Source organism: Mycobacterium sp. pUA109 (genome assembly GCF_041287095.1).
Taxonomy (GTDB): Bacteria; Actinomycetota; Actinomycetes; order Mycobacteriales; family Mycobacteriaceae; genus Mycobacterium.
In genome coordinates, this window is record NZ_JBGGKS010000008.1 from 48,520 (window position 1) to 62,799 (window position 14,280).

The following is a 14,280-nucleotide window of genomic DNA, read 5'->3' on the forward strand; positions in this document are numbered from 1 at the left end:
GAATGTGCTGCCTCGCCAGCTAAGAGGCGGCGTCGGCGGGGGTGAGCTTGTCGCACAGCACTCCCGCCAAATCGCGCGTGGTGGCGATGCCGATGTCGCCGGCGGTGAGGCGTATTCCCGTTTCGGTCTCGATGCGGGTGCGCAGTTCCAGGGCCCCCAACGAGTCAATGCCGTATTCGGACAGCGGCCGGTCGGGGTCGATGCTGCGCCGCAGGATCAGGCTGATCTGCTCGGAGAGCAGATGCCGCAGCCGGGCGGGCCACTCGTCGCGGGGCAGCTCGTCGAGCTCGGCGCGCAGCTTGCTGGTGCCCGTCGCGTCTTGTCCGGTGGTGCGGAACGCTTCGGCGAACGGACTGCGCTGCGCGAACGCCGTCAACCACGGTGTGCCCGCGATCGGCGCATACCCGGTGTAGGCGCGGGCGTGGCGAAGCAGCACGTCCAACGCGTAGGCACCTTCGTCGGGCGCGATGCCGCCATTGGTACTTGCCGCCAGGGCGGTGGCCCGCCCGATCTGGGCCCAGGCCCCCCAGGCGATCGCGGTCGCCGGCAGGCCGTGCGCCCGGCGCCAGAGGGTGAAGGCGTCCAGCCAGCTGTTGGCCGCGGCGTAGGCGCCCTGACCCGGCGACCCCACCAGCGCGGCCGCCGAGGAGAACGAACAGAACCAGTCCAGCGGCTGCTCGGCGGTGGCACGGTGCAGATTCCACGCGCCGTACACCTTTGCTGCCCAGTCCCGCTCCAGCAGCTCGTCGGTGATATTGCCCAGGGTGGCGTCCTCGATCACGGCCGCCAGGTGCAGCACGCCGCGCACCGGAAGTCCGGTGCCGGTCGCCGCGGCCACCAACCGCTGCGCCGTACCGGCGTCGGCGATGTCGCCGCACTCCACGACGATGTCGGCGCCGCTGCCGCGGATGCGCTCGATGGTCTGCAGCGTTTCCGCAGTCGGCGCCGAGCGCGAGGACAGCACGATGCGTCCGCAGCCCGCCGCGGCCATCGTCTCGGCCAGGAACAGCCCGAGCCCGCCCAGGCCACCGGTGATGAGGTAGGCGCCGTCGCGCCGGAAGACCCGGGCTTGTGCCGGCGGCACCACCACCGCCGTGCTGGTACCGGTGTGCGGGATGTCGAGCACGAGCTTGCCGGTGTGCTGGGCGCCGCCGATGACCCGAATGGCGGTGGCCGCGTCGACGAGCGGGTAGTGCGTGGTTTCCGGCATCGGCAGCGCACCGTCGGCGACGAGCCGGTAGACCCGGGCGAACAGGTCCCGGACCCGCTCCGGATGGGTGGCGGCCAGCAGCCCCAGGTCCACGGCGTGGAAGGTGAGGTTGCGCCGGAACGGGAACAGCCCCACCCGGGTGTCGCCGTAGATGTCGCGTTTGCCGATCTCGACGAACCGGCCGCCGAAGGACAGCAATTCCAGGCCGGCGCGTTGGGCGGCGCCGGTGACCGAGTTGAGCACGATGTCGACCCCGTAGCCGTCGGTGTCGGCGCGGATCAGGTCGGCGAACTCCAGGCTGCGGGAGTCGTACACGTGCTCAACACCCATGTCGTGCAGCACCTGCCGGCGGCCCTCGCTGCCGGCGGTGGCGAAGATCTCGGCGCCCGCCGCCCGGGCGATGGCGATGGCCGCCTGCCCCACACCCCCGGTCCCGGAATGGATTAACACCCGATCGCCGGGCCCGATGCGGGCCAGGTCATGCAGTCCGTAGTAGGCGGTGGCGTGGGCGGTTGTCACCGCCGCGGCTTGCGCGTCGGACAGTCCCGACGGCAGGGTGACGGCCGCGCGCGCGTCGCAGGTGATGAAGGTGCCCCAACAGCCGTCGGCGCACAGGCCCCCGACGTGATCGCCGACCTGGTGATCGGTCACGTCCGGTCCGACCGCGGTGACCACGCCGGCGAAATCGGTGCCCAGCTGTGGCGGCGGGCCGTCGAAGACCGGGTAGCGGCCGAACGCGTTGAGCACATCGGCGAAGTTGATGCTGGATGCGCGGACCGCGATCTCGATTTGCCCCGGTCCCGGCGCAACCCGGTCGCGGGCAACAAGTTCCAAAGTCTCCAGATCGCCGGGGGTCCGGATCTGCAGGCGCATGCCGTCGCGCTGCGGGTCGGCGACGGTGGTGTGCCGGTCTTCGGGGAGCAGCGGGGCCCGGCACAACCGCGCCACATACCATCCGCCGCCGCGCCAGGCGGTTTCGTCCTCTTCCGACCCGCTGAGCAGTTGCCGCGCCAGCTGTTCGGCGTCAGTGTCGGTGTCCACATCGATCTGGGTGGCGCGCAGGTGCGGATACTCGGCGCCGACCACCCGGATCAGACCGCGCAGTCCGGCCTGCTCCAGGTTGGCGACATCACCGGGCACCACGGTCTGCGCGTTGCGGGTCACCACATACAGCGCGGGGAGCTCGCCGGGCAGGTCCGGCAACTCGCGGATGATGCGCACCAGGTGTTGGACCTGCTCGCGGCCGCGCAGCGGGGTCTGGTCGTCGGTGTCGCCGTTCGTCGACCCGGTGAGGATCACCACACCGGCGAAGCCACCGGCCCGCAGCTGATTCGCCAGCTGCTCCCGGTTGGTGAGGTCGTCGGTGTGCTGCGGCCAGCACAGGGTACTGCATTGCGCGCCGCGGCTTTTCAACACATCGCTCAACGTGCCGACCAGCGCATCGGAGGTCGTGGTGCTGATCAGCAGCCAGGTTCCGGCGTCGCTGTATTGCGGTTCGGGCACCTCGCTGTGCTGCCATTCGATGGCCAGCAGCCGCTCGGCCAGCAACCGATCTTTGGTGTCGCCTTCGGAGCGGCTGGTGCCCAATCGCAGCCCCTGCACGGTGAGCAGCACCGCCCCGTGTTCGTCGAGCACGTCGAGATCGGCCTCGACCCCGGTGGTGTCCGCTTTGGTCACCCGCGTGTGGCAGTAGTGGGCGCCGCGGGCGGTTCGGTAGGAACGCAGTCGCCGGATACTCAACGGCAACGCGAGCCCGTCTTCGCCCAGGGCCCGAACGTCCGGATGGGCCGCGACGGATTGAAAACAGGCATCCAGCAACGCGGGGTGCATGCCGTAGGCATCTTGCTGGGAGCGGATTTGGCTGGGGAGGGCGACCTCGGCGAGCACCGTGGTGTCGGGCCCGTCGCCGGTGCGCACCGCGGTCAGGCCGGTGAACGCCGGACCGTACTGAACACCATGCTGGTCCACGCGGTTGCGCACCTCAGCGCCGTCCTCGCGGCGCGGGTGCGCGGCGAGGAGCGCGACCGTATCGTGCCCGGAAGGCTGCTCCTCGGCGACCGCGCACAGCACCGCGGTCGCATGCCGCGCCTGTTCGCCGGCCTGGTTGGCCTCCACGGTGAAGTCGACGACGCCCGGTGCCGAGAACGACGCCGAGGCACCGACCGTGGTTTGTTCATCCAGCAGCAGCGCCTGCGCGAACCGGATGTCGCGGACCTCAGACGCGTCGCCGAGCACGGTGCGCGCGGCGGCCAGCGCCATCTCGCAGTAGGCCGCCGCCGGCAGCACCGCCACATCGCGGATCCGGTGGTCGCCCAGCCACGGCTGGACGGCGGTGCCGAGCTCGGCCTGCCACACGTGGCGCTCGGGTTCTTCTTGTAACCGCACGTGCGGGCCCAACAGCGGATGCACCGCAACCATGGACCCGCCGTGGGTGGGGGATTCCTGGCCTTCGCGGCTCAACAGCAGCCGACGGTGGTTCCAGCTCGGCAGCGGCGCGTCCACCAACCGCCCGTGCGGGTAGAGCACCGAGAAGTCGACCGCGGCGCCCGCACTGTGCAAATCCGCCACAAACCCGCGCAGCCCGTGCGGCAACGGCTGCGCCCGGCGCAGCGCGGCCAGCGCGGCCATCGGCACGTCGAGACTGCCGGCGGTCTGCTCGAGAGCGCGGGTCAGCAGCGGGTGCGGCGCCAACTCGGCGAAGACGCGGTGACCGTCCTCCAAGGCGGCCCGGACCGCGGCGGCGAAGCGCACCATGCGGCGCATATTGTCCGCCCAATAGCGGCCATCGCACTCCGGCTGCTCACGCGGGTCATACAGCGTCGCGGAGTAGAACGGAATCTTCGGTGGCATCGGGTTGAGCTCGGCGAGCGCGTCGGTCAGATCGTTCAGGATCGGATCGACCTGGGGGGAGTGAAAAGCGACATCGGTGGGGATCTCGCGGGCCAGCACGTCCCGCTGCTCCCAGGCGGCTACCAGCTCGCGAACCGGCTGGGCGGCGCCGGCGATCACCGTCGACTGCGGCGACGGCACCACCGCCACCACCACGTCGTCGTTGACGCCGTGCACGGTGAGCTCCGAAAGCACCTGCTGGGCCGGGAGTTCCACCACCGCGGTGGCCCCGGTACCGGCGACGCGGGACATCAGCTGGGAGCGGCGGGAGATGACCCGCACCCCGTCTTCCAGTGACAGCGCGCCGGCCACCACCGCCGCCGCGGCCTCACCCAGGGAGTGGCCGATGACCGCAGCCGGGCGCACCCCGTAGGCCGCCATGGTGGCCGCCAGCGCCACTTGCATGGTGAACAGGGTCGGCTGGATCCGGTCTTGACCGGTCACGACCTCCGGTGCCGACAGCGCCTCGGTCACCGAGAAGCCGGACTCGCGGGCGATCAGCGGCTCGGCCTGCGCGACGGTGGCGGCAAACACCGGTTCGGTTGCCAGCAACTGTGCGCCCATCTGGGCCCACTGCGAACCCTGCCCGGAAAACACCCACACCGGGCCGCGGTCATCCTTGCCGACCGCGGCCGGATACGGGGTCTCGCCGGCGGCGACCTCACGTAACGCCGCGGTGAGTTCCGGCCGGGTGCTGGCGATCACGGCGGTGCGTACCGGCCGGTGCCCCCGCCGCCGCGCCAGGGTGTACGCCAGGTCCGGTATCGCCACGTCGTCGTGGGCGTGCACCCAACCGGCCAGCCGGGCCGCGGTGCGGCGCAGTTCGTCGGCCGAGCTGGACGACAGCACGAACAGCAGCGGCCCCGCGGTCTCCGCCGCTTGGGTGTCGGGGGTGTCGGGGGCCTGCTCCACGATGGCGTGGGCGTTGGTTCCGGAGAACCCGTACGCCGACACCGCAGCCCGTCGGGGCGTGTCCCCGTCGCCGGGCCAGGGCGTATTGTCCCGCGGCACAAACAGGTTGGTCTTGATCTGGGCGAGCTCGTCGGGCAGCCGGGTGAAGTGCAGGTTCTGCGGGATCACCCCCTGTTGGAGGGCCAACACCGCCTTCATCAGGCCCAAGGTGCCCGAGGTCGACTGGTTGTGCCCGAAATTGGTCTTCGCGGCGGCGAGTGCGCAGGGGCCGTCGAGGCCGTAGACCTCGGCCAGGCCGGCGTATTCGATGGGGTCCCCGGTCGGGGTGCCGGTGCCGTGGGCCTCCACCATGCCCACGGTGCGCGGGTCCACCTCCGCCGCCGCCAACGCCGCCCGATAGGCCTGGACCTGCGCGGACCGCGACGGCATGGTGATGGTCGGCGTGCGGCCATCGTTGTTCAGCGCCGTGCCGCGCACCACCGCCAGGATCCGGTCGCCGTCGCGTAACGCATCCGGTAACCGCTTGAGCAGCACGACCGCGCAACCTTCCCCGGACACGAACCCGTCCGCGGCAATGTCGAAGGCGCGGCAGTGTCCGGTCGGGGACAGCATCCCGCCCGCCGAACCGGAGGCGAATTTGCGTGGGTCCAACGCCACCGCGGCCCCGCCGGCCAGGGCCAGATCGCATTCGCCGTCGCGCAGGCTACGACAGGCCATATGCACGGTGACCAGACCTGACGAGCAGGCGGTGTCGAGCGTGATCGCCGGGCCGTGCAGGTCCATGGCGTACGCGACCCGGCCGGAGGCCATGGAAAAGTTGTTGTCCAAGAAGCCGTAGGGCCCCTCCAAGGTGTTGGCGTCGGCGGCCACCAAGATGTAGTCGCCGTGCGTGAGACCCAGGTACACCCCGGTCCGCGAACCGGCCAGGCTGACCGGGCTTACGCCGGCGTGCTCCACTGCCTCCCAACAGGTTTCCAGCAGCAACCGGTGTTGTGGATCGATGACGGCGGCCTCGCGTTCGTTCATCCCGAAGAACTCGGAATCGAAGCCGGCCACGTCGTGTAGGAAGGCGCCCCACTTCGACACCGACCGCCCGGGCACCCCGGGCTCGGGGTCGTAGTACTCCTCGGCGTCCCAACGATCGGGCGGAATCTCGGTAACGAGGTCGTCGCCGCCAAGCAGCGCTTTCCACAGTTGTTCTGGGGACTCGATGCCGCCGGGAAGTCGACAGGCCATGCCGACCACGGCCACCGCCGTCGCGGGTGTCTCGAATGAAGCCACTGGCCCTCCTGCAGCAAACATGGGGTGCGGGCTCCGGCCGCTACTAGGCAATACCTTGACGCTCGAAATAACGGTATTTCACTCCCGCCGAGTTGTCCCAAAATCCGAACGATCCGTCCGGATGCGCCGATGCAGCGGTAACGGCGGCGGTAACCTGATGCCCGTGGCTGGGACGTCGATTTTGGCCCTACTGTCGGAACGCGCCGGGCTGCAGCCCGATGACACGGTGTTCACCTATATCGATTACGAGCAGGATTGGTCGGGGATTGCCGAACGCCTCACCTGGTCGCAACTGCATCGCCGGACATTAAATGTCGCCGAGGCGCTGCGCGGGTGCGCCGCGACGGGCGACCGGGCGCTCATCATGGCGCCGCAGGGGCTCGACTACATCGTGGCGTTTTTCGGTGCATTGCAGGCCGGGCTGATCGCCGTGCCGCTGTCGGTTCCGCTGGGGGGCGTCAGCGATGAGCGGGTCAGTTCGGTGCTGCGTGACGCCTCGCCGTCGGTCATTCTCACCACGACCGCGGTCGTCAGCACCGTGGCCGCGCACGTGCAGTCGCCGTCGGCCACCTCGGCTCCCACCGTCATCGAGGTCGACGGGCTGGACCTAGACGCGTCGGTGCGATCCGGTACCGGCGGTGCCGATCTTCCGAGCACCGCCTATTTGCAATACACGTCCGGGTCGACCCGTCAGCCGGCCGGCGTCATGGTGTCGCACAGAAATCTGTTGGCCAATTTCGAACAGGTAATGGCGGCCTTCTTTGCTGACTATGGAAAAGTGCCGCCGCCAAACACCACGATTGTGTCGTGGCTGCCGTTCTATCACGACATGGGTTTGTATCTGGGAGTTTGCGGACCCATTCTGACCGGACTTCCCACCGTGCTCGCCAGCCCGGTGGCGTTCCTGCAACGGCCGGCCCGGTGGATGCAATTGCTGGCGAGTAATAGTCGCGCCTACTCGGCGGCACCGAACTTCGCTTTCGAATTGGCGGTGCGAAGGACGTCGGACGCGGACCTGGCCGGGCTCGATCTCGCCGACGTGCTGGTGATCGCGACCGGTAGTGAACGGGTGCATCCGGCGACGCTGCAGCGCTTCACCCAGCGGTTCGCGCCGTTCAACCTGCGCGAGGCGGTGCTGCGCCCGTCGTACGGGCTCGCCGAAGCCACCGTGTATGTGGCGACGCGGGCGCCGGCCGCGCCGCCGGCGATCGTGCGCTTTGATACCGAGAAGCTGACCGCCGGCACCGCGCAGCGCTGCCTCGACGGTGATGGCACGCCGCTGGTCAGCTATGGGATGCCGGAATCACCGCTGATCCGCATCGTGGATCGCGAGACGTGCCTGGAGTGCCCGGCGGGAACCGTCGGCGAGGTCTGGGTGCACGGCGACAACGTCGCCCTGGGCTATTGGGAGAAACCCGAGGAGACCGACGCGACGTTCGGCGGACGGCTGGTTGCCCCGTTGGCGGGCACCCCCGAGGGGCCCTGGCTGCGCACCGGTGACGTCGGATTCGTCTTTGACGGTGAGCTGTTCATCATCGGCCGGATCAAGGACCTGCTGATCGTGTACGGGCGCAACCACGCGCCCGACGACATCGAGGCGACCGTCCAGGAGATCACCGGGGGCCGGTGTGCGGCGATCGCGATTCCGGGTGAGGGCACCGAGCAACTGGTCGTCATCATCGAGGTCAAAAAGCGGGGTGAGCCCCAGGAGGCCGCGGCCAAGCTCACCGCGGTCAAGCGCGATGTCACCTCGGCGATCTTCAGCTCGCACGGTCTGCGGGTGGCGGATCTGGTTCTGGTGGCGCCCGGGTCGATTCCGATCACCACCAGCGGCAAGGTCAGGCGCGCGACGTGTGTCGAGCAGTACCGGCAGGGCCAGTTCGCCCGGGTGGGCGGCTAGCTACCGGCCGATGGTGATCTCCAGGTGCTGACCGCAGGCCCGCGCCACGTCGTCGAGGGCTTCGACATCGGGGGCGCAGCTGCCGTCTTCCCAGGCGGTGACGGTGGCCTGGTTGGTGCCCAGGGCGCGCGCCAGGTCGGCCTGGGTGAGGTCGGCTTCGATGCGGGTGCGGTAGACGAGATGGGCGAGTTCGGCAGCCCAGTCGGCGTGGGTCGGCGGGGCGGCGGCGTGCGTAGTCATCGCGCTTCCCTTAGTTGCTGATAAATGCCGGACATTCCCAATCTACACCGTCTGACCTCGGTGCGGAGGTGATCGCCGGGCTTGGCGACGGGGGCCCCGTGTTAGCCGCCGCGGGCTTCGACCAGCGCCGAACGGTTGATTTTGGTGGCCGCGGTGCGCGGGATCTCGTCGACGAACTCGACGGTTTTGGGCACCTTGTAGCCGGCCAGTCGGCCCTTGGCGAACGCGATCACCTGCTGTTCGGTCAGCGCCGGGTCGGCCGGTTGCACCACCGCGTGCACCCGACGGCCCCAGTGCGGATCCGATAGCCCGATGACCACGACATCGACGATCGCGTCGTGGTCGGCCAGCGCCGATTCCACCTCCGCCGGAAACACGTTGGCGCCGCCGGTGATGATCATGTCGGAGCGGCGGTCGGCGATATAGAGGTAGCCGTCTTCGTCGAGGTGCCCGACGTCGCCGCCGGAGCGGAACCCGTCCGGCGTTGACGGCAGCGGGGGTGCACCGCCCAGATACCGGTAGCCGGCGCTCATCGGCGCCCGCAGATAGATGTCGCCGAGTTCGCCGGGGGGAAGCGGGGCGCCGTTCGGGTCCAGGATGCGGATCTCGGTGCCCCGGAACCCGCGGCCGACACTGCCCGGGTGCGCCAGCCACTCGTCGCCGCGCAACGCGGTCAGCCCGAGGTTTTCGGTCATCCCGTAGGCCATCACCACCTGTTCGGGGGACAGCAGCTCAAACCAGGTGTGCAGCAGCGTCGGCGGCATCACCGCGGCGCCCTGCAGAATCCACACCACGCTGGACAAATCCCGCGACCGGATATCGGGCAGCGCCGCGATCCGGGCCAACATGGTGGGGGTGGCGGTGAAGTTAGTGATCCGGTAGGTCTCGATCGCGGCGACAACGGCGGCGGCGTCGAACTTTTCCAGCACCACCAGGCGGTCACCGCCCAGCAGGTTGTTCAGCGGGGCGAAGCCGTTGGTGTGATACATCGGTCCGGGCACCAGAATCGTCTGCGGCTGCGGGGTGGGCGCCCAGGCCGCCAGAAACGGGGTGGAGATTTCCGGGGTCCACACCGCCGGCGCCAGATTGAGGATCACCTTGGGCAGCCCGGTGGAGCCGCTGCTGCAGATCCCGTTGACGGTGGGGGAGACCACGTCGGGCAGGTCGGTAGCGGATTCGCGCGCCGCCGACGCGGCCAGCGCGGCGCGGCGCTCGTCGTCGACCAGCACGGCCGGGTTGATCACCGCGAGCACCCGGTCGCGTTCCCAGTCGGGCAGATCCCAGCGCATCGGCACCGGCACCGCGCCGACCTTCCAGCAGCCCAACGCGGCCAGCACCAGCTCGGTGGAGTTCGGGATCGCCAGCGCCACCAGCGAACCCGGGCCGGCGCCGTCGGCGGCCAACGCCCGACCCCACTGGTTGGCCCGGGCGTTGAGGTCGCCGAAGGTCAGCGACCGCGCGGCACCGTCGGGTGCCAGGGTGACGACCGCGAGGTCGTTGCCGCGGTCGGCGGCGAGCGCCCGCAGCCGGGCCGGAAACGGGATGCCGTCGATCATGCCGTCCTCGTGAACAGGGTCTCCAACGCGTCGTCGCGCACCGCGGCGGTCAGCCGCAGCGCCAAAGCCTCCGGGCCCAGCGGCAGCCGGATCAGCGGCTGGGTGTGGCGGTCCAGCACGCTGATATCAGATTCGTCGCAGAATCCCAGCGCCCCCAGCAGCTGGTGCGCGATCCGCAGCACCTGCCGCGCGGTCTCCACGGCCTTGAGCCGCAGCACCAGGGCGTCCGCCGACCGCAGCGCCGCCGGGGCGGACTCCAGCCGGCACACCGTGTATTTGGCGAGTTCACCGAGCCCGCGCACCGCCACCGAGGCGTCGGCGACGGCGAACCGGACCGCCTGGAAGTCGGCCAGCGGTTTGCCGAACTGCACCCGGGCCCGCACGTGCTCGCAGGTGATCTCCAGGCATCGCTGCACCGCGCCCAGGATCCGCCAGGACCCCAGCACCAGATGTGCGTCGACGTCGGCGGCGGGCACGGTGCCGTCGGGTCCGCTCAGGGTGGCCGGCACCAAAAACGGTCCCAGCCGGGCACCGGTGCGCGACGACGGCTGCGGGCGGTAGCGGCGACCGTCGACGTCGGCGGCGATCCAGCCGCCGGGCAGGTCGCCGTGATCGATGCGCGGCGCGTGGGGGTGCACCAACGCCAACCGGGCGCCGTCGATCGCCAGCAGTTGTTCGACCAGCGGGTAGGGCAGCGCGGTGGCGCCGGCGGCCTGACAGAGCACCGCGGCGGCCAGCAGCTCATCGGATGACGCCCGGACGTCGAGGTCCCAGGCGCCCAACTCGGTCAGCGCCGCACCGGCCTGGGCGCGCACCGCGTCGTCGGTTTCGGCCCGCAGCGCCGCCTGCGGCCCGCCCAGCCGGGTCAACCGGTCGGCGGCGACGGCGGCGAACTCGGCAATGTCTTGCGGCAGCGCAGTTTTCATCGATGTTCTCCCAACACGTCGCGCGCCACCAGCATCCGCTGCACCTCGATGGTGCCCGACGCTACCGTGGCCGCCTGGGCGTAACGCCAATGGTCTTCGATCGCGCCGTGCAGCGCGGCGGCCGGGCCGGCGTCCAGCGCGGTGGGGCCCAGCACCTCGAACAGCAGCTCGGCGACCTGCTGGTCGCAGGTGGTGGCGGCGATCCTCGCCGCGCTGGCCGCCGCCCCGGCCGCCGGGTCGTCGAGCAATGACACCGCCCGGTAGGCCAGCAGCCGGGCCACCCGCAGGTCGACCAGGGCGCGGACCCACCGGCTGCGCAGCGATTCGGCCAGCCGCTCCCAGTCGTCGCCCAGGGCGGTGCGCAACCGGTGCAGCAGCGACTCGCACCGGGCATACCGGGCGATCCCGACCCGCTCGAAGGCCAGCGCCTCGCGCATCACCCGCCAGCCGTCGCCGACCTCGCCGAGCACGTCGGCGCGCGTCACCGGCACCTCGTCGAGGAACATCTCGTTGAGGTGGTGCGGCCCCAGCATCGACCGGATCGGGCGCACGGTGAAACCGGGCCGGTCCATCGGCACCAGGAACAGGGTGAGCCGCTTGGGCTTCGGGGCCTGCGGGTCGGTGCACGCCGCCAGCACACACCACGACGCCATCTGCGCGTACGACGTCCAGATCTTCTGCCCGGTGATGCGCCAGCCGTCGCCGTCGGGCACCGCGCGGGTGCGCAGCGACGCCAGGTCGCTGCCCGCCTCCGGCTCGGAAAACCCCTGACACCAGATCACTTCGCCGGCCGCGATCGCCGACAGGTGCCGGTCCTGCTGCTCGGCGGTCCCGTAGCGCATGACCGCCGGGCCCACCCAGTTGACGCCCATGTACTGCGCGCCGCGGGGTTCGTGATGCGCCCACATCTCCTCCCGCAGCACCGTCTGCTGCCACACCGAGCCGCCGCCCCCGCCGTGTTCTTTCGGCCAGGCCAGCGCCAGCAGCCCTTCGGCCGCCAACAGCTTGCAAAACGCTTCGGTGGTGGCCAAATCGCGGGGGTCGTCGGTGCACGCCCCCAGGAAGCCGTCGGGAATGTGGGTGGAAATCAAGTCCCGCAACCGGTGTCGCAGCTGGCCGGCGTCGGCGCCGAGGTCATAGTCCATCGTGCTCATCCCTTCGGCAGCCCGAGCACCCGCTCGGCGATGATGTTGCGCTGAACCTCCGAGGTGCCGCCGTAGATGGTGGCGGCCAGGGCGTCCTGGCGTTCGAACAGCAGGTCCGGGTCGGCGATCGAGCCGGGGCCGGCGGCCGCGGCGCTGAGCTCCCACACCCGTTGCAAGGTGGTGGATCCGAGCAGCTTGAGGATGTCGGCGGCCGGGCTGGGCCGGCCGGCCAGCTCGTCGTGCAGCACCCGGTAGCCGGTCGCGCGCAGCGCCGCGGCGTCGGCGAGCAGCGAACCGAGTTCGGCGAACGTGTCGTCGCCGCCCTTGATCGTCTCGAGGCCGCGGTGGATCTCGACCCAGTTCATGATCCAGATCATCTGGCGTTCGTGCTGCAGCGACGCCAACGCGACCTGCCAGCCGCCGTGCAGCGGCCCCAGCAGGTTGGCGACCGGAATCTCGACGTCGTCGAGGAACACCTCGCAGAACGTCTCGTCGGAGATCGACGACATCCGAATCGGGTTGATGGTCACCCCGGGCGACTGCAGGTCCAGCAGCAGGCAGGAGATGCCGCGGTGTTTGGGGGCGGCCGGGTCGGTGCGGGCATACAGCGTGCACCACCGCGACAGGTGCGCCTGGGTGGTCCAGATCTTGTGCCCGTTGACCCGGAAGGTGTCGCCGTCGCGTTCGGCGCGGGTGCGCAGACCCGCGAAATCCGACCCGGCTTCCGGTTCGGACATGCCCAGCGCCCACCATTCGTCGCCGCGCAGCAGCGGCACCAGCAGCCGGTCGATCTGCTCAGGGGTGCCGAACTGCCGGATGCCGGGGGCGGCGACGTTGGGCCCGGCGATGTTGGGCAGCTTGGGCGCCGAGCGCACCGCGGCCTCCAGTCGGATCTCCATCGCCTCCCGCAGACCCAGCGACCGCCCGCCGTGCTCACGCGGCCAGGTGGGCTGCAGCCAGCCGGCCTCGAACAGCGCCCGCTGATAGTCGCGCCGCAGCCCCAGATCCCAGCGATACTCGCCGTAGCGGTCCTGATAGTCGGCCGGCAGAAACTCGGTGAGCCAGCCGGCGAATTCGGCCACCACCTCGGTCATCGCGTGCCCCCGGCGAATTGGGCGCCCACCGCGTGGTAGAGCGCGCGGGGGTCGCCCAGCGTGGTGGCGGCCTGCCAGGCGTGGCGCAGGTACAGGTGCATGTCGTGCTCCCAGGTCTGGGCGAGCGCGCCGTGCACCTGCACCGCGGTGCGGGCGCAGCCCAGCGCGGCGTCGCCGGCGGCCGCCTTGGCCAGCGCGGCGGCCCGCCAGGCGTCGGCGGGGCCGGTGTCGGGGTCGGCGAGGTGGGCCGCGGCGGCGTAGCTGAGGCTGCGGGCGCGTTCGACGGCGACGTAGTTGTCGGCCAGCGCGTGTTTGATGCCCTGAAACGCGCCGATCGGCTTGCCGAACTGCTGCCGTGTCGTGGCGTGCTGCACCGAGCGGTCCAGCGCGGCGCGGGCCACCCCGACCAGGTCGGCGGCCGCCGCGAGCAGCGGCGCGGCCCACGCCGAGTCCGCGTCCACCGGCGCGGTGACCACCGGTACCGCGTCGACCTGCACATCGGCCACCGGTTGGGCCGGGTCGGTGCAGTCGGCCGGCGTCACGGTGACGCCGTCACCGATCCGGGTCACGGCCACCACCGTCGCGCCATCCGAATCCGCCAGCGCCACCAGCAACTCCGCCCGCGGCAGCCCGGGCACCGCGACCGCACGCCCCCGCAGCCGACTGGCCTCCAGCGTCATCGTGGGCCCCGGCAGCCGCTGCCCGGGCCGGTGTGCGGCCAGCGCGGCCACCGCCCCGGCGGCGATGTCGGCCCGCACCGCGTCCAGGTCGGGGCCGGCGGCGCGCAGCAGCCCGGCCGCTAAACCGACACTGCTCAGCAGCGGGATGGGGGCGAGGGCGGCGCCGCACTCCTCGAGGACCACCGCCAGCTCGACCGGGCCGTAGGTGTCGTCGGGGGCGGCCAGTTCGGTCCAGCCCAGTTCACGCACCGTCTTCCACAGCGGGCGCCACCGCTCCGGGTCGGTCAGCGCCTGCCGGGCGACCTCGGGCGGACATTCGGCGTGCAGCACCTCGCGGACGCTGTCGCGCAGCGCGAGCTGGTCGCTGTTCGGCCCTATCTCCATAAGACCCCTAACATAGCAAAAATAGCAAACTAGGGGTACACGGGGGCGGCGGCGACGTAGGGT

General features: G+C 70.7%; 8 protein-coding genes. 1 reads left to right on the forward strand and 7 read right to left on the reverse strand.

Features of this window, described 5'->3' with window-relative positions:
* Positions 1-19 precede the first annotated feature (19 nt).
* Positions 20-6,313, reverse strand: coding sequence for a sulfolipid-1 biosynthesis phthioceranic/hydroxyphthioceranic acid synthase (pks2, locus tag ACAG26_RS11150; RefSeq protein ID WP_370482166.1), 6,294 nt, complete (start codon positions 6,311-6,313; stop codon positions 20-22).
* 136 nt (positions 6,314-6,449) lie between these two features.
* Here pks2 and ACAG26_RS11155 point away from each other — a divergent pair, with 136 nt between their 5' ends.
* Positions 6,450-8,192 carry an AMP-binding protein gene (locus ACAG26_RS11155; protein WP_370482168.1) on the forward strand — a complete coding sequence of 581 codons (1,743 nt, stop codon included), beginning with the start codon at positions 6,450-6,452 and terminating at the stop codon, positions 8,190-8,192.
* Here ACAG26_RS11155 and ACAG26_RS11160 read toward each other — a convergent pair whose 3' ends face one another.
* The 6 genes from ACAG26_RS11160 to ACAG26_RS11185 all read right to left on the reverse strand — a co-directional run bounded on the left by ACAG26_RS11160 (position 8,193) and on the right by ACAG26_RS11185 (position 14,217).
* Positions 8,193-8,432, reverse strand: coding sequence for a helix-turn-helix transcriptional regulator (locus tag ACAG26_RS11160; RefSeq protein ID WP_370482170.1), 240 nt, complete (start codon positions 8,430-8,432; stop codon positions 8,193-8,195). It abuts the gene before it with no gap.
* Positions 8,433-8,533: 101 nt separating this feature from the next.
* Positions 8,534-9,988, reverse strand: a complete 1,455-nt coding sequence (locus tag ACAG26_RS11165) for a class I adenylate-forming enzyme family protein (protein ID WP_370482172.1) — start codon at positions 9,986-9,988, stop codon at positions 8,534-8,536.
* Positions 9,985-10,914, reverse strand: a complete 930-nt coding sequence (locus ACAG26_RS11170) for an acyl-CoA dehydrogenase family protein (protein ID WP_370482174.1) — start codon at positions 10,912-10,914, stop codon at positions 9,985-9,987. The genes ACAG26_RS11165 and ACAG26_RS11170 overlap by 4 nt, the downstream gene beginning before the upstream one ends.
* A complete protein-coding gene (locus ACAG26_RS11175; protein ID WP_370482175.1) occupies positions 10,911-12,068 on the reverse strand; it encodes an acyl-CoA dehydrogenase family protein in 1,158 nt (385 codons plus the stop codon). The genes ACAG26_RS11170 and ACAG26_RS11175 overlap by 4 nt, the downstream gene beginning before the upstream one ends.
* Entirely contained in the window at positions 12,065-13,153 is a 1,089-nt protein-coding gene (locus ACAG26_RS11180) for an acyl-CoA dehydrogenase family protein (RefSeq protein WP_370482177.1), read from the reverse strand. Before ACAG26_RS11180 ends, ACAG26_RS11175 begins: the two co-directional genes overlap by 4 nt.
* The gene (locus ACAG26_RS11185; protein WP_370482179.1) at positions 13,150-14,217 is read right to left on the reverse strand and encodes an acyl-CoA dehydrogenase family protein; all 1,068 of its coding nucleotides are present in this window, start codon (positions 14,215-14,217) and stop codon (positions 13,150-13,152) included. Before ACAG26_RS11185 ends, ACAG26_RS11180 begins: the two co-directional genes overlap by 4 nt.
* Positions 14,218-14,280: the final 63 nt, after the last annotated feature.